We start from the raw sequence: 18,010 nt of genomic DNA on the forward strand, positions 1-18,010 counted from the left end.
TACAAATGATGCTTACTGAATACCAATACTGACCAGTTCATCCCACAATCCCTGCGGAATATCCCAGTTAGCCCATGTAAAATTAGTCAACGCTTGCTCCACGGATTGAATGCCGCAGGTTACAGTGACCACATTTTGGTTTCTTAATGGGAATTGCAGCGCCGCGGCACCAATCGGCACGGCATATTTTGCACATAGCGCTTCTATCGCATTTACTTTTTCAATAACCTGCGCTGGCGCTGAACCGTATTCATACAACGCCTTAGATTTATCTTTGGCGACTAAAACTCCGGTAGCGAAAGGTGCAGCAACAGCCACCGAAACATTGTTGCTTTCACATTTAGCAAAGAACGCCTGGCGGTCTGTTTCCAGCAGGTTGTAGCGGTTGGCGAGCATTAAGATATCCGGGGCAGCGTTATCCATCACCTCCATAAGGATTGCCTCTTCATTCGCACCTGCGCCCCAGGCTTTGATATCGCCATTGCGCTTAAGCTCTTCTAGTGCTTTCTGCCCTGACTCACAGAAGGTTCTAAAATGTTGACGTTCCAGTTCCGTATTGCCGTAGGTATAGGTACCGAGATCGTGTACATAGAGAATGTCGATAAAACGGGTTCCCAGGCGCTGGATAGAGTTTTCGTATGAGCGCATGATGCCCTCATAGGAGTAATCAGCCAGTCGGTTAAACGGGTTCTCATCATAGAAGAACTCCCCCGCCTCAAGACCAGGCTCTTGTTTCCGCGATTGCAGCAGACGACCAACCTTGGTGGACAAAACATATTCGCTACGATCCAGTCCCCGTAATCCCAGACCTAAACGCAGTTCAGAAAGTCCGCTGCCATAATGTGGTGCAGTATCAAAGTAGCGCCAGCCAACCTGAATGGCCTTATCAACAATGTCCATGGCTTCGTTATTGCTCAGCGTTCTGAATAAATTAGCCAGGCTGGCTGCACCGAAGGTTAAAGAAGGTACACTAAGCCCTACACTTTTAATTGTATTCTGAGTAATCATAATATTCCCCTGATGTTTATCAGTATTCTTAGTCAACTTTTTTTTGCAGTTAATGAGGGTGCTGTAATTGATTTATTATTAATATTGAAAATCAACTTCAGCACATAAATAATAATCCCGGTCGCTACGATAGAAAAAATACACAAGAGTGCAGGATTCATTCCTTTTAACAATTCGAACATTTTGTAGAAAATATAGGATATAGCGTGTGAGCCGCCATCGATTGATGAGGCCATCATCTCTTTTGGCACATTCAATTGCGCCTTTTCGGCCAAAGCCTGCGACACAACAGCGAGATCCGAACCAAACCATAGGATCCCACACACGATGACAATGCCATTAATTAATCCACGGAACATGTTTCCGTTGCATGCAACCGTGCCAAAGACGACAAATATCGGCAGATAAGGAATATCGGCGAATGGCATCATGGTATTAAAAGGCAAAATAGTACTAATCAGGATAGTGAGTGGTACCATCAAAATACCTACAGACAATACCGCAGGATTTTTAAAAGCAATTTCACCACTAATACCAAAATAAAGTGACTTTGTTGGAAAACGTTTCTTTACCCATTCAGAGGCAATTTCAGTAATTGGTACCAGACCACTGACCAGTACCCCCGCCATCGTCGGCAATAACACCATTACCGCCGCAAAATTCATCCCACTCTTAATAATATCGCTGAACGGTAGCGCACCAAGCATACCGATAATTACCCCCAGAATGGCTCCCATGGCTAACGGGCTACCAAAAAAACCTAGTTTGGCTTCAATTTTGCTGAGATTAAGGTCAATTTTGTTAATCAACGGAATACGATCAATTACACGATCCATTAAAAATGCCAACGGAGCCCAGGCGACGATCTCCGCCTGAGTAATAGTCACGTTCGGCGTGTCACAGAATTTCTGCACATGTGGGGCAATGTAATCGGCGATTTTTAGCGTAATAATAAATGTGATCCAACTGGCGAAAATCCCCATCCAAAATGAACCCGTCACCTGTTCAACAATGATTCCGGCAAATACAAAGTGCCAATAATTCCAAAAATCAACGTTAAGGGTTTTAGTGGTGTTGGTTGAAATCATCAACAAATTAGTGACAAAACATAACGTATAAACTATCGGTAGAGAGAGTGCAGCCAGACTGAAGGCGCTAATTAGCGGCCACCCCAGATCCAACACTTCATAATGAAGATTGAGGTTTTTTACCATCGCTTCTGTCGAACTGCTGAGTGATGTCACCATAAAACCAATCAGCAACGAAAGACCGAGAAAACCAATACCTACCGTCATTGCATTTTTCGCCGCGTCGGCAAGTTTCGCGCCAAAAAGCACGGCAAATAAAAACATAATCATTGGAATGACCACTGCCGGGCCAAATCCGAGAATATATTGAACGACTTCCATAAGTGCCCCCCTGTTACTTTAATGAGTAAACCTTCTCTGCCACGCGATAAAAGAAGTTATCGCTGGAAAGAGCCTGGTGAGATTGCAGGTAGTTCTGGTAAAGCCCTAAAGTGCCGGCGTACGGTAATGCCAGTAGAGAAACTGGCCAGTCGGATCCATACATCACTCGCTCATGGCCAAATGCGGCAAAAACCGAGCTAAAATAAGGTTCAAGCTCCTGGCTCGCCTGCTCAGGTCCCGTCCAGCGGGCGTAATCTGCTTCCGTGACCAGGCCTGATAGTTTGCAAAAAACATTGCTGTAAGCCTCACCAATCAACATTAACTGTTCACGCCAGCGGATAATTTCCCTGTCGCGAACTGCGGGTTTTGCCGCATGTTCGATAACAAAGGTCACCTCTGGACAAGCAGAAATTAGCTGATTTGCCGCCTCAAGCTGTTGGTGCGTAACCAACAGTTCATACACCAACCCTTGCTCCCCAACACTGCGAACCCCCTGAATAAATTGCGGGGTCACTAAATGACTCTCAGGCAAGCCTTGAGACATATAGCGGATCCCTTTCAGATAGCGGGATTTTCTCAGCAGTCTCTGCAAATCCTGTACGATCTCAGTCCCGTGGTTTATATCCACCCATCCAACAACACCTTTGACTTCATCGTGATGCTCAGCTATATCCAGCAGCCATTCGGTCTCCTCAATTGAAGGGATGGCTTGTACTAAAATGGCGCCTTCGATACTGTTTTCAGCCAATACCGCCTGCAAATCGTCAATAAGAAAATCACGTCGAATTGCCGCCAGGTCGTCTGTAATCCAGGAAAAATGTTCCCCCCGGCACTGCCAAACATGGTTATGGGTATCGATCACTCTCATACTCACTCTCTGTATTTTTATTGTATACAATGAGAATACAATAAAAGTCTGTGATTAAAAGGCAACCACGGAATGCACTATCTGAGTACGGGATCACAATTTTCACGGTTTATCTGTAGGCTAAAAAAGGGGGACGTAAATGCCTATAACCGCCGTAAAATCCAATGTCACTAAGATGAACTATTGCATGTGGTTAATGTGGTGGACGCTTGTACGTCCCACTGAAGTTACAGAAGCAGAGAAGAGCGATGGATGGGTAAGAACGGAAAAAAATGTAAACGTTTCGTAAGTTACAATATATTGATACGTTAACATTAATAAATAATGGTTATTTTATTGAAACCCCTAAATTACGGCGAGAGTTTAATATACGACCCAACTTTGAGCCTTGCGCGCTCAACAGTGACTAAACAGTACCCCCAAGTTTCAGTTTTATAACATCCACCAGCAAATTAGCGATACCCTCAACAGAATGCACACATCCCTCCGGTTATTGAAACGAAGCAGTTAAGCTAATCATATTGACGACCGGGGAAGCCAGGGGCTGTCGACTCGCACAGTATCCCGGTGATCGAGTCCCTGGATAAGATGCAGTGCACTGAGACGGCCAATTTCATAATGCGGCAACTGTATCGTCGACAGCGGCGGTAAAAACAACTCACCGGTGCCCACCATATTGTCATAGCCCAGCACAGCGACGTCCTGCGGAATGCGCAGCCCACGGCCCAGCAATACCTGGTAGATAACAAAAGCCACGCGGTCATTCCCGCAAACCACAGCATCAAATATCGGTCGCGCGCCATGGATATAGCGGCCGACAATCTCCGCTGCATCAATATGGTGGCTTTCGCCGGGTGGGAGATAATGGTGGAGCATGGCATCAGGGTCAACCCCCGCCTCACGACAGGCGCGCTCCATTCCCGCCCGGCGGCGATCGGTCGCCACAATCCCTTTCGGCAGGTGGATGCACAGCAGCCGACGATAGCCTGCGGCTAATAGCGCCTTCACGCCAAGGTATTGCCCTTGCTCATCATCAGGAATATAGGTGGGAAAAGGACCACTGATGCTTTCGCAGTTTGCCAGCACGCAGCGATACTTATGCAGCTTTTCCGGTACCGGAACCTGACGCAACCCCATCGCGGTATAGATAATGCCGTCAGGGCGATGCGCCAGCAGCAGATCCACCATTTTCTCTGGCTGGTCATTGCTGAACATATTCACCACAAAGCTATTCCAACCGTGCGCCCGCGCGGTCTCTTCGATAGAGAGCGTTATCTCCACGGAAAATGGCGTGGTCATGGTGTCCAGCGCTAACACCCCAATAGTGTTAGCCGTGGTTTTCGCGCCACGAATTTTTTTCGCGGAGAGATCGGAGACATACCCCAGCGCATCTACCGCTTCCATCACCTTTTTATAGGTTTCTGGCCGCAGTCTCTCGGGCTCGTTAATCGCTCGTGATACGGTCATTAACGAGACGTTAGCCCGTTGCGCCACATCCTTTAAAGATGCCATACCCTCTCCTTTAACGGCGTTCACCTTGCCGGGTCTGAAAATGCGATCTTGATAACACTCGCAAAATGTTAACGTTAACTTTTGTGATTAACATCGATATTACCATCAATTCTGCGAGAAAGCTGAGAATGTTAACGTTACCTTCTACTCAATTCACTGACAGGGACACGCAAATGACGTCATTACTCTTAACGGCCAATAAGGCCCTAAACCAGCAAAAAGATCGTATCAATCCGCGCTGGTATCCGTGCTATCACCTCGCCCCTCCGGCGGGCTGGATGAATGACCCTAACGGCCTCTCCTGGTTTGATGGTTACTACCATGCGTTCTATCAGCACTATCCGTGGCAACCGGTTTGGGGGCCGATGCACTGGGGCCATGCGCGCAGCCGCGATATGGTGAACTGGGAGCACCTACCCATCGCACTGGCCCCCGAAGGGCCAGAGGATAAAGACGGCTGTTTTTCCGGTTCAGCGGTGGTTGACGGCAATAAACTGGCCCTGATCTACACCGGGCACAAATTCGACGGCGAGGCAAAAGAGGAAAACCTGTATCAGGTGCAATGTCTGGCCACCAGCACCGATGGAGTTCACTTTGAACGCCAGGGCATGATTCTGGATACCCCGCAGGGCGTTCACCATTTTCGCGATCCGAAAGTCTGGCGAGAGGGAGACAGTTGGTACATGGTTGTGGGCGCCCGGGTCGATGACGTGGGCGAAGTACAGCTCTATCGTTCGCAGGATCTGCAGCACTGGCAGTTTGCGAGCACGCTTGCCCAGGCCAATGACGGCATGGGCTACATGTGGGAGTGCCCGGACCTCTTCCCGCTGGACGATAAGCTCGTCTTCATGTTCTCGCCGCAGGGTATCGCCGCCGACGGCTACGATTACCGTAACCTGTTCCAGAGCGGCTATATGGTCGGCGAATGGCAGGATAACCATCAGTTCCACGTGACCCACCCCTTCCGGGAGATGGATCACGGGCATGATTTTTACGCCCCTCAGTCATTTTTCACACCGGACGGTCGCCGCGTGGTGATCGGTTGGCTATCGATGTGGGAGTCGCCGATGCCAGAACAGGCCGACGGCTGGGCGGGCATGCTTACTCTTCCCCGGGAAGTGACGCTCGATGCAGATTTGCGTCTGCGCATGAACCCGGTCAAAGAGCTGGAGTCATTACGCGGTCAGCTTCATGTCTGGCCGGTCAGCGACCTGAACAATCGCACCCTGATGGTAGAAGAACAGGCGCATGCTCTCGAAGTCGAACTGAGCCTCGATATTGCCCGCAGCCATGCTGAACAATACGGCATCGCGCTGGGTGACGGGCTGCGCGTCTTCGTCGATACCCAGGCTCAGCGTCTGGTGCTGGAACGCCGCTATCCGCAACACGGCCTGTCGGGCTGCCGTAGCGTACCGCTGCCCGCCAATGATGTGCTGGACCTGCGCCTGTTTATCGATAGTTCGTCGGTAGAAGTCTTTGTTAATCACGGCGAGTACACCCTCAGCAGCCGTATTTATCCTGAACCGGACGATCGCCAACTGACCTTATTTAGCCAGAACGGACACGCCATTTTTAATAACGGGCATGCCTGGCCGCTCGCCGCCAAATAACCACCCGTCTCACTGCTTTGGGGAAAAATAATGACAATCTGGACGCTCGGAGATGCCGTGGTGGATTTGCTACCGCGCGACAATATGCAGTTTGAAGCCTGTGCGGGAGGCGCGCCCTTCAATGTGGCCATCGGCGTCGCCCGCCTCGGCCATGACAGCGGCTTTATCGGCCGCGTAGGCAATGACGCCTTCGGCCGCTTTCTGCACCAAACGCTGGTGACAGCGCAGGTGGACACCAAAAGCCTGGAGTTTGATCCCAAGCGACACACCAGCACCGTACTGGTGTCGCTGGATCCTGACGGTGAGCGGCAATTTGATTTTCTGGTCAATCCATCTGCCGATCAGTTTCTCAGCCCGGCGACTCTCGCCCAGGCGATGGCGGCAACTCGACGGGCAGCGGGCACGTTGAGCTTCGATATCAACCTACGCCCACAGATGTGGGGTAACCAGACGCTGATGTTTGACCTTGTTAGCGAGTTCGCCCGACAGAGTGACATTCTGAAGAGGTCCGAAGAGGAACTGCTTCGGCTAACCCGAACCGACGATTTCAACAGCGCCTGCGGTGCTCTGGCAACTACCCAGCGTGGCGCGCTTAGCGCGTTCCCCAACAACCAACAGCTGAGCCGCTTTATTCAGTCACAACCTTCACTAAACAGAACGATAAACCCGTAATACCGAGCACGCGTTACGTCGCGGCAGCAAGACCTTACAATGACCTAATCTGGATTGGAAAAACATGAAAATAACGATGCCGTTCAGTAATGATAAATACCGGTATTCCTCCGGGTATCTGCTCTTTTTCTTTGCCGCCTGGTCGCTGTGGTGGTCTTTTTATGCCATATGGCTAAAAAGCAAATTAGGCCTGTCCGGAACGGAGCTGGGAATGTTGTATGCCGTAAACCAGTTTTTCAGCATGCTGTTTATGCTGGGCTACGGTTTTCTGCAGGATAAGCTCGGTACCCGCAAGCCCCTTATCTGGATGATGGGGACTGTCATCACGCTCAGCGGTCCGTTCCTGATTTATGTTTATGAACCGCTGCTGGTCTCCAACTTCAAGCTTGGCATGGTACTAGGCGCCATTTTCTTTGGTCTTGGCTATCTCGCCGGTTGCGGTCTGGTGGAAAGCTTCGTCGAGAAAGTGAGCCGCAAATTCAACTTTGAATTCGGCACCGCCCGCTTCTGGGGATCGCTTGGCTACGCCGCAGGGACGTTTGTGGGTGGCATCTTCTTCAGTATCAACCCGCACATTAACTTCTGGTGTGTGTCGGTCATGGGGGTGTTATTCCTGGTGATTAACGTGGTGTTCAAAACCAACGCACCGGCCCCGGCATCCGCGGATACACTTTCGCCCGAGCCAGACGCGCTGACCCGAAAGGATTTTCTCACCATCTTTAAAGATTCGCAGTTCTGGTTTTTCGTTATCTTTGTCGTCGGCACCTGGTCGTTCTATAGCATCTACGATCAGCAGATGTTCCCGGTGTTTTACGCCAGCTTATTTGACGACCCTGAACTGGCTCCGCGCGTCTACGGCTACCTCAACTCAGTACAGGTGTTTATGGAAGCCGTTGGCATGGCGATGATTCCATTCCTGATTAACCGCATTGGGCCTAAATCCGCATTGCTGCTGGGTGGCACAATCATGACCTGCCGAATCCTGGGCTCTGCGTTGTTCACTGATATCTATATTATTTCCTTAATCAAAATGCTGCACGCGCTGGAAGTCCCACTGTTTGTTATTTCAGTTTTTAAATTCAGCGTCGCAAATTTTGATAAGCGCCTATCGTCAACGATATACCTGATTGGCTTTAATATTGCCAGTTCCATTGGCATCATCGTGCTGTCGCTGCCTGTCGGTAAGCTGTTTGATATGGTGGGCTATCAGGAAATTTTCCTGATTATGGCCAGCATTGTGGTAATAACGCTGATATTTGGCTTCTTCTCGCTGAGTAAAAAGCATCATCAGCAGGAGGGCGGGAATGAACTCGTAATGGAATAGCAAAGTTTAGTTTATACCGCGACAGGGCCACTGCCCCTGTCGTACATCCCCAACATCAAGTACAAACTGTCGGTGAGCTCAGGCATGTTTCAGCCAGTTCCGGAAAATTTGCGCTTGCAGTATCCTCTGAAAATCAATCAGCCCAGAGCAACCCAGTTTCTTGATCAAATTCTGCCTGGCCTGATAAATCGTTTTTAAGTGTAGATTTAACAGGGCAGATATCTCAAAAATGGTTCTCCCCTCCCCTAACTGCGTTAAAATATATTTATCCCGCGCGGTCAATGAGATATTTAGCTCTGATTGATTTTCGTGATTACTAGCAAAACCAGTAATATCAATAATAAACTGTTTGAGTGTGGCAACGCTAATATCTATCGGCAATCTGTAAAATGAAATCTCATTGAGATACTGATACAGATGGCCATCTATCAGCAGCACCAACCGGTGCGTATTCAGATCGTAATTTTGCTTTTTTACCGCCTCAAAGTGATTAGCGGTGAAGAACACTAGCCGCGCCTTGTCATCTTCAAAAACGATATCGGCAATGATGTTCTTTAATCCTTGCCTGATAAAAATATCATCAACCCATAATTCCGCGTTTCCAGCATGTTCCTGAATTATGTTCATTTTTATGGCCCCAATGAAAAATCACCATTGACCTAACCGGGCTGCGCAGTTTTATCGGGCTGAAGATGGGCCAGAATCTGCGCATAGATATCGGTTAATATCACATTTTTCTCATTCTTCAACTGCGTACTAAATGCCTGAGCAAGAATATCGTTGTTTATATAACCCTGTTTTAACATTACTTTTCGCTCTACATCCTTATATAGCGCGCAGCGGAAAATATAATTCTCCGGAATTGAATTAGCCATATCCCCCCATAGAAATGCATTTATAAAAAAGAGGCTGCTGTGCATAGTCTTAATCTAAAAAGCGAAGCAGTAGAGTTTGCTGCATATAACAAAGTTGATTATTATTTTAATATAATAACAAATTAAACGTCATCAGCTGTATAACGCAACACTATTTCCAGGGTTTTTCTTATAATATCAGCCTGGACAACATCAGTTGTCGATTCCAGAGAACCGATCAGGCTTAAAATAATGTTTTTATTGTTAACATTATCACCTGCTAAAATAACATTTGTCACCGCCTGACCCAGTACCACAGACTCATCGGCTAAAAGCTCACCGGCATTGTGGAAATAACTTGATAACGCTTTATCCGCCATAACACTGTGGACATTAATTTCATGAAGCATAGTAACCTCGCTTGTATAGTCTGGAAAATTATCTTTAATGTAATTTAGGTTTTTTGCTGGCACTGAAATCACTCTCATCAATAGTTCTGTCCGGTTTTATTTTTATTTTGTCCGGATTAAAATTTGTGAATTCATTGATAACGCTTTCAATTAGTTGTTTGCGTGTCCTGTCCATTTCACCGGCCTGCATAAGTCGCAATTGCTTAATCAGTACCATTAAAGAAACGTCTGTATGCATGCGTAAAATTTCTAGCACAGCCAAACCTGTAATTTCATGTTTCAAGCGTTCACTGTCAGGTTTCTTCATAACTCCTTCACTACTTACCCATTATCTTATTAGGGTTTTCATTTATTCAAAAAGCAGGCCGATCAACGCATTGTAATGTTTCTGTTCGTTCTCTCCTGATGCTTTTTCAAGACGATGAAGAAGTTTGGTGCACAGTGATTTGCGGCTGAGATTGCGCCCATCTTTTAGGATCTCAGTAACGATTTCGCCCAAGGTTTCCTGCTGGGTAGGAAGATGCGCTTTAGCAAAGTAACGAGAAATCGCGCCTGCGGAATCAGTAAGAACAGTATGCTGCTGCATGTACTTCTCCTGTAACAAAATGCTGGTGAATATTAAGTTTTATAACAGTAGCAAAGTTGTACCGAAAATGTGTACAACATGATGAATTAATTTTTACCATAATGTGCTAATTGTTTTAAATCAGATAGTTATAATAATTACAACTTACTTAAAACACTGAACGCATTGTACAAATCGATCCTCACCCAGGGTAGGCTTTATCTTCATAAGGTCTTTAAAATGTGAAATTAAAGTTAGAATAAAGTATTAAAATCACGACATAATCAGGTTTGTCTGATACTGTCCATACTTCTTCTTCCCGCTTATAGTCCCGGAATTTCCATGCTCACAACCATAATTTATCGTAGCCATCTACGTGATGACGCACCTCTTAAAGCGCTTGAAGATATGGTGACAGCCGCAAATATTAAAAACAGACTCTCAGATGTTACGGGGATCTTACTCTTTAATGGTCGCCACTTTTTCCAACTGCTTGAAGGCCCTGAGGAGCAGGTAAAAGAGATCTATCGTTGTATTTGTAATGATCCACGACACCACAATGTCGTTGAGCTGATGTGTGATTACGCTCCAGCGAGAAGATTTGGAAAAGTGGGGATGGAGTTATTTGATTTACAAAGACATGAGCGCAATGACGTCCTGCAAGCCGTGCTGAATAAGGGAACATCGAAGTTTCAGCTCACCTATGATGACAGGGCATTACAGTTTTTCCGCACATTTGTCCTTGCGACAGACAAGTCGAGCTATTTTGAAATACCCGCACCTGATTACTGGAGTTTTATTACCGACAATACTTGTACCCTCCTGGATGAAGACACATTTCCCTCCGATGCAGATTTCAGCTTTGCTTTTCAACCTATTATCGATCCTATGTCGCAGCGAGTCATCGCACTGGAAGCGCTTATCCGCGGTAAAGACGGTGATACCCCCACAACATATTTTGGCAGCTTAAAACCTGAGGATGTGTATTCTGCAGACCTGCAGAGTAAAAAGACAGCCTTTGCGATGGCAAGCGCGCTGGGACTTAATGGCAAAATGTTGTCAGTCAATCTGCTCCCCATGACCTTGGTAAACGAACCCGATGCAGTGAGTTTTCTTATAGACGAAATCACGGCGCATGGACTGGTACCTGAGCAAATCATTGTAGAGTTTACCGAAAGTGAAGTTATTTCGCGCTTTGATACGTTCTCGCAGGCCGTGAAGTCACTCAAGGCTGCGGGAATATGTGTAGCGATAGATCATTTTGGCGCAGGTTTTGCCGGGCTTCAGCTTCTGTCTCGTTTTCAACCCGACCGAATTAAGATCAGCCGCGAGCTCATCACTGATGTGCATAAAAGTGGACCACGGCAGGCCATCATTCAGGCAATTATCAAATGCTGCGCTTCACTGGAGATTATGATTTCCGCAGTCGGCGTTGAAAAACCTGAAGAGTGGATGTGGCTTGAATCCGCGGGCATTGAAATCTTCCAGGGCAACCTTTTTGCACAAGCCTGCCTGAATGGAACACCGTCTGTTGCATGGCCTGAGAAAAAATAATTCCCCATCGTTACTAAATTCAACTCACTGTTCTTTAACAAAAATATCCCCCACATGCCTTCATGTTGAATATAAATTTCAGCATTTGCGCCATACATGATAGTAAAGTAAATCTTAATTTTGCTAGAATCATATGTCAGTTTTGTACAATTTGATGCATGTTGTACAAACTGACAGGAATTGCATATCGGTGACGGAGAATCGGGAATGTTTGGGGGAGTTATGGCGTATTACAGTATTGGGGATGTCGCAGAACGTTGCGGGATAAATCCTGTCACTCTCCGGGCATGGCAGCGGCGTTACGGTTTACTCAAACCCCAGCGCAGCGAAGGTGGTCACCGACTCTTTGATGAAGAAGATATCCAACGTATAGAGGAAATAAAACGTTGGATTAACAATGGCACGCCTGTTGGCAAAGTTAAAGCATTGCTCGAAACCAGCACTCGTGAAACTGACGACGACTGGAATCAACTGCAAGAAGAGATGATGGGCATTCTTCGCATGGTGAACCCGCCGAAACTTCGAGCCAAAATTATCTCACTCGGTCGTGTCTACCCAGTTGAAGCATTAATTGATCACGTTTTTCTTCCCGTACGTCAACGGCTGATGCTTGACCATAATACATCCCGCATTATGAACAGTATGCTTGACGGTGCATTGATTGAATATGTTGCAACACTGCTGTCTGAGACGCGACGCAAATCAGGGAAAGATGCCATCCTGATGGCCTGGGATGTTGAAGACAGAACTCGTTTATGGCTCGAATCCTGGCGATTATCGCAATCAGGCTGGCATATTGCCGTGCTTGCTGAACCCATTGAAACACCAAGACCAGAACTTTTCCCAGGGCAAACGCTTTTTGTCTGGACCGGTATTACGCCAACCCGAAGACAAAATGAGCTGCTACAACACTGGAATGAGCAAGGTTACAAAGTCATTTTCCACTGTCCGTAACTATCGAGGGTGGCCATAACAGCATCATAATGTTGATGACCCCAAAATAGGTGGGTTATCACTTGCTCATTTTTTCACACTGAAGAGAACAGATCTTACAAATTCTGATTTATGATGCTTATTTTGAGTGCCATCGAACGAATCAATTGTCCCTTTTCACCTGTCTTAACCCGCGCGTAGCACAGAAAAAAAACAAAATACTCACCCATTGGTATTATTCTTTTGTAGACGCCATCACCTTTTTCGTAAGTAAACTTCATTAGTCCAACTGGCGTACGCCTAATACTTATTCTAGGGTTAAATCATGTCTTCTTATGCCACATTGTTGTTTTTCTAAGGTAATAAATGTGGTTATTTGAAAAAGGTATAGGATATGGCCCTGGTCTTAAACAAACGCTTAATTCTTTGTTGCTGCGCCTTTTCCATTATTCCTGTGGCTCATGCAGCAACCGTTAATGGAACATTTCAGGTACTGATGACTATTCAAAAGGCCTGTACCGTGACCGCCGGTTCGGCTTCAAATATCACTCTTGGACCAGTGAATACCACGGCAACGAATACTAGCGCAAGCAACACGATTTCGGTTAATTGCTCAAAGACCACGCCTTATTTTATCGGTCTGGCGCCGTCAGCCGCTAATGGAGGGACGACGACAGGCTCAGGTGCCATGTCCTCCGTGGCTAATGCTGCCTCCAATACTGATAAAGTGCCCTATCAACTAAATCGTACATCAGCAACAGGTCCGGTGTGGGGGAACACAGCCACCGACACTGCGCCGGGAAACGGCGTAGCAGCTACGGGGACCGGCCTGGCGCAAATTTATACTGTTTATGCCACCGCACCGAGCGCCAACTTCACTCCTGACGACTATGCCGACACGGTAACAGTTAACGTTAACTACTAACTTCAGGAAACCACATGAAAGTAAAACTGCCTGTTGCGCAGTATGCCTGCGCATGCCTGTTAGGGATGGTTGCGAACGTCAACTTTGCCTCCGCCAGCGGATTGCAAATCGCACCGGTCACGTTAACGCTGCAAGCGACGCAAAATGCCGATGGTATCTGGCTGAGTAACGCAGGTGAAAATGTGCTTAATGCCCAGGTTCGGGTTTTTCGCTGGAGCCAAAGCGCTTACGACGACAAACTTTCGCCCTCTCAGGGGCTGGTCATTAGTCCGCCGATGCTGGCATTGGCCCCCGGAGAACGTCAATTGATTCGCGTTATTCGAACGGGGCCACCCTCGACACAGGCAGAAGACGCTTATCGGTTATCGATAGATGAGTTGCCGCCTGCAAAAGTTGAGAAAAACAAGCTTCAATTTGTACTGCGTTATTCCGTCCCCGTTTTCATCCAACCGGCATCATCTGCGCAAACGCAGGCAAAACTGCAATGGAAATTACAACAACTGGATGGCAAAAAATTTATTGAAGTCAGCAACCTGGGAAATGGTCATGCACAATTATCTGCGGCAACTTTTATAAGCCCTGGCGGGGCTAAAAAAGTCATTACACCCGGACTGTTAGGCTACGTTTTGCCCGGCTCAACAATGCGCTGGATAGTCTCTCCGTCAGCCAGTGATACGCATTATGGCGGGAAAGTTGAAGTAACAATCAATGGCCAAAAAACAGTACAAGACCTTTAACAGATCCTGGCTTCTGCTGAACTATTGCTTTCTCAATGGGGTATTAATTTCGGGAATGGTTTGCGCACAAACGCAGAACAATCACCAGAATGAAAACGGTGTTATTAATGGCGCATCGCGACTTGTGGGTATCGATCTGTATCTCGACGTCACCTTAAATGGAAATTCCGTTGGACTGGTGCATCTGGGTTACGATGATCGAAAGTTCTATGCAGGAGCAGACACCCTACGAAAAATGGGCTTTCGCTTTGCGCCAGACGCCACTAATGTCATCTGCCTGAACGATATCCCTCAGCTTACCATTGACTACAACGCTCAGTTGCAAACGCTTTCGCTTACCGCCCCGCTGAGTTCACTCAATCTTGCGACCACGCAGCTTAACTCGCCCACAGAAACCGCGCCGACGGCGACAACCTCACGCGGAGCGCTGCTCAATTACGATATCTATAGCCAACAGGGTGATGAAAGCGCAATCAATACCTTCAGCGAACTTCGTGCCTTCAGTGCCGCAGGCGTACTCAGCACGACCCAGTTGACACAGTATTCCACCGAGGAATATGCAAATAACAGCGTTGAGCGCCTTGATACCAGCTGGCGTACATCATTTCCCGAAACGATGTTGGCGATAACCGCTGGCGATACCCTGACCAGTTCACTTATCTGGTCTCGGCCGACGCGTATCGGCGGCATGCAGATTGGAACTGATTTTGGTCTGCAGCCCTATATGCCAACTACACCCCTCCCTGCTTATCTGGGCTCTGCAACATTGCCGTCAAACGTAGAGCTGTACGTCGATGGCGTCAGGTACTATAACGGAGAAGTCCCTGCCGGTAGCTTTCAGATCAATACCCTGCCTAACATCAGCGGCGCGGGAACGGGTCAGGTGATGATGACAGACGCGTTGGGCAGAACGAGCGTACAAAATTTCTCGTTCTACAACGATCAACAACTTCTGCGAGAAGGATTAACCGCCTGGTCGGCTGAGTTAGGCGCGGTACGCGAAAACTATGGTTACTCCTCTTTCGATTATGCCAGCGCACCGGTATTGAGTGGTACATGGCGTCGCGGGTTTAGCAATACGTTCACCGCCGGAACTCACGCGGAAACCAGCGATGGACTGATTAACGCAGGCTTTAGTAACGACTGGATCCCGGGAACCCGCAGCGGCACATTTTCGACGTCACTTGCCGCAAGCACCGATTCAGGGCAGAACGGATTTCTGTACAGTTTTGGTTATCGTTGGTCCGGCGAACGGTTTAATTTCAGTACCAGTACAACGGCAACTTCTGGTGATTATCGCGATGTCGCCACCCATTATGGTGAGCCGCCTCCAACGCTTAACAGCAACACGGTCATTGGCTATTCGCTGGAATCTGCCGGTAACGTCAGCCTGAGTTACCTGCAGTTTCGTTACCCGCACGAAAATGCGGTGCGCTATGCTAACGCCAGCTGGTTCAAATCAGTTACAGACAACATCTCACTGAACGCCGGACTCAACCAGAACATTGACGACAACCGCGATCGCAGTCTTTATTTGATGGTAACGATTACCACTGATCACAATCTGAGCGCCAGCAGCACGCTACAACGCACCAACGATGAAACCAGCTACCAGCTCAACGCCAGCAAGACGCCCCCTGCCGACGGCGGTTGGGGCTGGAATCTGGCCACCAGTCAGCAAGCTTCCCGGCAAAGCGGTCAGGGCGAAGTCGGATATCTGGGGCGTTATGGCAAAGCGTACGCGGGATTCAGCCGTTTACCGCATAACCATTATGGCTATGCTGGCGCAACCGGATCGCTGGTAACCATGGGAGGCGGCCTGTTTGCAGCACGGGAAATCAACAATGGTTTTGCCGTCGTATCCACTGACGGCGTTCCTGATGTTCCGATTAAATTGCAAAATAACCTGATTGGCCGCAGCAACGACCAGGGACTACTGCTGGTCTCGCCGCTGAATAGCTATCAAAAAAACCTGATCAGTATTGACCCGATGGATCTCCCCGCCAATATGCGGATCGCACGCGTCGAGGCGAACGCTACGCCTGCCGATCGTTCCGGCGCGTTGGTCAGCTTTGGCATCACTGCCGTACGCGCCGCGCAGATCCTTCTTGTCGACAGTCAGGGTAACCCCATTCCCGAAGGCAGCATGGCTTATGCCGTCAGCGGAACGGGACAATCATCTGTCGTTGGCTTTGATGGGATGACCTGGTTCGACGCGCTGGAGCAGCACAATACGCTACGCGTTGATACGGACACTGGCAGTTGTCGCGTGCAATTTGACTATCCTGCGTCAACGAAAGGGATTGCGCAAATAGGACCGCTGGCTTGCCGACCACAATAACAGGAGTGCGCTCATGAGATTAAGACATCTGCTACTCATCGCTACCGTACTCTTTTGTCCGGCAATTAGCCATGCGGTGACCTGTTCGGTGAGCAATGTGCAGCCCATAAATTTGGGTTCGGTGAATCCGCTGTCGGCAACGGGCGCAACGTCATCAATGACGTTCAATTACACCTGCGCCAAAGAGCTTGGCGACGCGCTGGCAGGGATCAATCTCTGTTTTAATATTGGTGCCTCAGCCGTCAGTGGTCAGGTAACACCCCGGAATATGTCATTAAGTGGAACACCTGCCCAAACGCTGGCATATCAGCTTTACCAGGATCCCGGACACACTAAAGTCTGGGGGAGCCAGTATCAGTCGGGAACGACTTTCCCAATGGTTCAGCTTAACCTGCTGAATCTGACGCCAGTGACAGGCTCACTCACGGTATCTGCACAGATCGTCACGCCACAAACCTCAGCCGTTCCCGGTAACTATCAGGATACTTATACGACGGCGACAGCCTTTGTCACCCTCAATCCTGGATTACTTCTCCCGCCAACCACCTGTGGTGATACCGTTGCTGCCAGGCTTCCTTTCACGGTATCGGCGACCGTCAGCAAACAGTGCAACATCACCTCTGCTACCGACATTAGCTTTGCACCAGCCAGGGCAACCGGACGTAATCTAACGGCGTCAAATACCGTGGGCGTAGCATGTTCCAATAACACGCCCTACACCATCGGGCTTCAGCCCTCCAACGGTAATACAACAGGCAACGGCGTGATGACGGGCACGGGGTCAAATACGGACAAAGTCCCCTACCAGCTTAGCTCGACGCCAGGACCTTCCGGTACGGTCTGGGGTAATACTTCACTCAATACCGTTACGGGGAACGGTACAGGGACAACCACCTCCTACCCGGTTTACGCCACCGTTCCCAGTGCGAACTACACGCCTGACAGCTATGCCGATACCGTCACCATCGCTGTAACCTACTGACTTCAGCTTAAACGCAATAAAGCAAATACATTTTGTTATCATATTGTTTACTTTTAGAGGTGCGTCATAAATCTGACAAATTACGATTTTTATATATTCTGCATATTAAATTACCAGTCACGCAAAACAACCCAAATACAAGCAAAAACAAAGAATAACTATTCAATCATAAGTTAAAGGCCATACTAATCATGGTGATAATCCGTGTTGGTTGGACAGACCGCCCTATGAAAAAAATGTTAAATTTAAGTTTATATGGTGAGATTCACTGTATACCACGGCCAAATTAAGAACATATTACTTTTA

The 18,010-nt window shown here is 48.1% G+C and carries 18 protein-coding genes; 9 read left to right on the forward strand and 9 right to left on the reverse strand.

Annotation, left to right across the window (positions count from 1 at the left end):
- Positions 1-12 precede the first annotated feature (12 nt).
- From OGY15_RS14665 to OGY15_RS14680, 4 genes are all read right to left on the reverse strand, one after another.
- Complete coding sequence (locus OGY15_RS14665; protein ID WP_151219418.1) at positions 13-1,008, reverse strand: aldo/keto reductase; 996 nt, start codon at positions 1,006-1,008, stop codon at positions 13-15.
- Positions 1,009-1,040: 32 nt separating this feature from the next.
- A complete protein-coding gene (locus tag OGY15_RS14670; protein ID WP_151219419.1) occupies positions 1,041-2,417 on the reverse strand; it encodes a PTS transporter subunit IIC in 1,377 nt (458 codons plus the stop codon).
- 13 nt (positions 2,418-2,430) lie between these two features.
- Positions 2,431-3,285 carry an amidohydrolase family protein gene (locus OGY15_RS14675; protein WP_210905176.1) on the reverse strand — a complete coding sequence of 285 codons (855 nt, stop codon included), beginning with the start codon at positions 3,283-3,285 and terminating at the stop codon, positions 2,431-2,433.
- Between the two features lie 516 nt (positions 3,286-3,801).
- The gene (locus OGY15_RS14680) at positions 3,802-4,797 is read right to left on the reverse strand and encodes a LacI family DNA-binding transcriptional regulator (RefSeq protein ID WP_286539786.1); all 996 of its coding nucleotides are present in this window, start codon (positions 4,795-4,797) and stop codon (positions 3,802-3,804) included.
- 173 nt (positions 4,798-4,970) lie between these two features.
- Between OGY15_RS14680 and OGY15_RS14685 the strand changes: the two genes are divergently transcribed.
- The 3 genes from OGY15_RS14685 to OGY15_RS14695 all read left to right on the forward strand — a co-directional run bounded on the left by OGY15_RS14685 (position 4,971) and on the right by OGY15_RS14695 (position 8,403).
- Positions 4,971-6,407 (forward strand): glycoside hydrolase family 32 protein, encoded by a 1,437-nt coding sequence (locus OGY15_RS14685; RefSeq protein ID WP_286539790.1) that lies wholly within the window; start codon positions 4,971-4,973, stop codon positions 6,405-6,407.
- A gap of 30 nt (positions 6,408-6,437) precedes the next feature.
- Positions 6,438-7,079, forward strand: a complete 642-nt coding sequence (locus tag OGY15_RS14690) for a PfkB family carbohydrate kinase (protein ID WP_286539793.1) — start codon at positions 6,438-6,440, stop codon at positions 7,077-7,079.
- Between the two features lie 64 nt (positions 7,080-7,143).
- The gene (locus OGY15_RS14695) at positions 7,144-8,403 is read left to right on the forward strand and encodes an MFS transporter (RefSeq protein WP_286539794.1); all 1,260 of its coding nucleotides are present in this window, start codon (positions 7,144-7,146) and stop codon (positions 8,401-8,403) included.
- Positions 8,404-8,481: 78 nt separating this feature from the next.
- Here OGY15_RS14695 and OGY15_RS14700 read toward each other — a convergent pair whose 3' ends face one another.
- The 5 genes from OGY15_RS14700 to ycgZ all read right to left on the reverse strand — a co-directional run bounded on the left by OGY15_RS14700 (position 8,482) and on the right by ycgZ (position 10,253).
- A complete protein-coding gene (locus tag OGY15_RS14700; protein ID WP_151219423.1) occupies positions 8,482-9,030 on the reverse strand; it encodes a LuxR C-terminal-related transcriptional regulator in 549 nt (182 codons plus the stop codon).
- A 32-nt stretch (positions 9,031-9,062) separates the two neighbouring features.
- Positions 9,063-9,278: a hypothetical protein gene (locus OGY15_RS14705; protein ID WP_151219424.1), complete on the reverse strand. Its 216-nt coding sequence runs from the start codon at positions 9,276-9,278 to the stop codon at positions 9,063-9,065.
- Between the two features lie 122 nt (positions 9,279-9,400).
- Complete coding sequence (locus OGY15_RS14710; RefSeq protein WP_151219425.1) at positions 9,401-9,667, reverse strand: biofilm/acid-resistance regulator YmgB/AriR; 267 nt, start codon at positions 9,665-9,667, stop codon at positions 9,401-9,403.
- A gap of 34 nt (positions 9,668-9,701) precedes the next feature.
- The gene (locus tag OGY15_RS14715; protein ID WP_286539798.1) at positions 9,702-9,974 is read right to left on the reverse strand and encodes a hypothetical protein; all 273 of its coding nucleotides are present in this window, start codon (positions 9,972-9,974) and stop codon (positions 9,702-9,704) included.
- 42 nt (positions 9,975-10,016) lie between these two features.
- Positions 10,017-10,253, reverse strand: a complete 237-nt coding sequence (ycgZ, locus tag OGY15_RS14720; RefSeq protein ID WP_151219427.1) for a regulatory protein YcgZ — start codon at positions 10,251-10,253, stop codon at positions 10,017-10,019.
- 321 nt (positions 10,254-10,574) lie between these two features.
- On the opposite strand from ycgZ, the gene OGY15_RS14725 reads away from it, so the two are divergent.
- The 6 genes from OGY15_RS14725 (at position 10,575) to OGY15_RS14750 (ending at position 17,704) form a co-directional block, all read left to right on the forward strand.
- Positions 10,575-11,786, forward strand: coding sequence for a diguanylate phosphodiesterase (locus OGY15_RS14725; protein ID WP_151219428.1), 1,212 nt, complete (start codon positions 10,575-10,577; stop codon positions 11,784-11,786).
- Between the two features lie 222 nt (positions 11,787-12,008).
- Positions 12,009-12,740 carry a MerR family transcriptional regulator gene (locus OGY15_RS14730; RefSeq protein WP_187253008.1) on the forward strand — a complete coding sequence of 244 codons (732 nt, stop codon included), beginning with the start codon at positions 12,009-12,011 and terminating at the stop codon, positions 12,738-12,740.
- Between the two features lie 373 nt (positions 12,741-13,113).
- Positions 13,114-13,644 (forward strand): Csu type fimbrial protein, encoded by a 531-nt coding sequence (locus OGY15_RS14735; RefSeq protein WP_151219429.1) that lies wholly within the window; start codon positions 13,114-13,116, stop codon positions 13,642-13,644.
- Positions 13,645-13,658: 14 nt separating this feature from the next.
- Positions 13,659-14,381 carry a fimbrial biogenesis chaperone gene (locus OGY15_RS14740; RefSeq protein ID WP_151219430.1) on the forward strand — a complete coding sequence of 241 codons (723 nt, stop codon included), beginning with the start codon at positions 13,659-13,661 and terminating at the stop codon, positions 14,379-14,381.
- A gap of 55 nt (positions 14,382-14,436) precedes the next feature.
- Positions 14,437-16,722 carry a fimbria/pilus outer membrane usher protein gene (locus tag OGY15_RS14745; RefSeq protein ID WP_286540056.1) on the forward strand — a complete coding sequence of 762 codons (2,286 nt, stop codon included), beginning with the start codon at positions 14,437-14,439 and terminating at the stop codon, positions 16,720-16,722.
- A gap of 13 nt (positions 16,723-16,735) precedes the next feature.
- On the forward strand, positions 16,736-17,704 hold the full coding sequence (locus OGY15_RS14750; protein ID WP_286539802.1) for a Csu type fimbrial protein: 969 nt from the start codon (positions 16,736-16,738) through the stop codon (positions 17,702-17,704).
- Positions 17,705-18,010: the final 306 nt, after the last annotated feature.

The sequence above is a fragment of the Citrobacter sp. Cu231 genome, assembly GCF_030332265.1.
Taxonomy (GTDB): domain Bacteria; phylum Pseudomonadota; class Gammaproteobacteria; order Enterobacterales; family Enterobacteriaceae; genus Citrobacter; species Citrobacter meridianamericanus.

What these genes read in the sequence shown, in the direction of transcription:
- OGY15_RS14665 (WP_151219418.1), bottom strand. Translation starts at nt 1,008, where the DNA reads ATGATTACTCAGAATACAATTAAAAGTGTAGGGCTTAGTGTACCTTCT.
- OGY15_RS14670 (WP_151219419.1), bottom strand. Translation starts at nt 2,417, where the DNA reads ATGGAAGTCGTTCAATATATTCTCGGATTTGGCCCGGCAGTGGTCATT.
- OGY15_RS14675 (WP_210905176.1), bottom strand. Translation starts at nt 3,285, where the DNA reads ATGAGAGTGATCGATACCCATAACCATGTTTGGCAGTGCCGGGGGGAA.
- OGY15_RS14680 (WP_286539786.1), bottom strand. Translation starts at nt 4,797, where the DNA reads ATGGCATCTTTAAAGGATGTGGCGCAACGGGCTAACGTCTCGTTAATG.
- OGY15_RS14685 (WP_286539790.1), top strand. Translation starts at nt 4,971, where the DNA reads ATGACGTCATTACTCTTAACGGCCAATAAGGCCCTAAACCAGCAAAAA.
- OGY15_RS14690 (WP_286539793.1), top strand. Translation starts at nt 6,438, where the DNA reads ATGACAATCTGGACGCTCGGAGATGCCGTGGTGGATTTGCTACCGCGC.
- OGY15_RS14695 (WP_286539794.1), top strand. Translation starts at nt 7,144, where the DNA reads ATGAAAATAACGATGCCGTTCAGTAATGATAAATACCGGTATTCCTCC.
- OGY15_RS14700 (WP_151219423.1), bottom strand. Translation starts at nt 9,030, where the DNA reads ATGAACATAATTCAGGAACATGCTGGAAACGCGGAATTATGGGTTGAT.
- OGY15_RS14705 (WP_151219424.1), bottom strand. Translation starts at nt 9,278, where the DNA reads ATGGCTAATTCAATTCCGGAGAATTATATTTTCCGCTGCGCGCTATAT.
- OGY15_RS14710 (WP_151219425.1), bottom strand. Translation starts at nt 9,667, where the DNA reads ATGCTTCATGAAATTAATGTCCACAGTGTTATGGCGGATAAAGCGTTA.
- OGY15_RS14715 (WP_286539798.1), bottom strand. Translation starts at nt 9,974, where the DNA reads ATGAAGAAACCTGACAGTGAACGCTTGAAACATGAAATTACAGGTTTG.
- ycgZ (WP_151219427.1), bottom strand. Translation starts at nt 10,253, where the DNA reads ATGCAGCAGCATACTGTTCTTACTGATTCCGCAGGCGCGATTTCTCGT.
- OGY15_RS14725 (WP_151219428.1), top strand. Translation starts at nt 10,575, where the DNA reads ATGCTCACAACCATAATTTATCGTAGCCATCTACGTGATGACGCACCT.
- OGY15_RS14730 (WP_187253008.1), top strand. Translation starts at nt 12,009, where the DNA reads ATGGCGTATTACAGTATTGGGGATGTCGCAGAACGTTGCGGGATAAAT.
- OGY15_RS14735 (WP_151219429.1), top strand. Translation starts at nt 13,114, where the DNA reads ATGGCCCTGGTCTTAAACAAACGCTTAATTCTTTGTTGCTGCGCCTTT.
- OGY15_RS14740 (WP_151219430.1), top strand. Translation starts at nt 13,659, where the DNA reads ATGAAAGTAAAACTGCCTGTTGCGCAGTATGCCTGCGCATGCCTGTTA.
- OGY15_RS14745 (WP_286540056.1), top strand. Translation starts at nt 14,437, where the DNA reads ATGGTTTGCGCACAAACGCAGAACAATCACCAGAATGAAAACGGTGTT.
- OGY15_RS14750 (WP_286539802.1), top strand. Translation starts at nt 16,736, where the DNA reads ATGAGATTAAGACATCTGCTACTCATCGCTACCGTACTCTTTTGTCCG.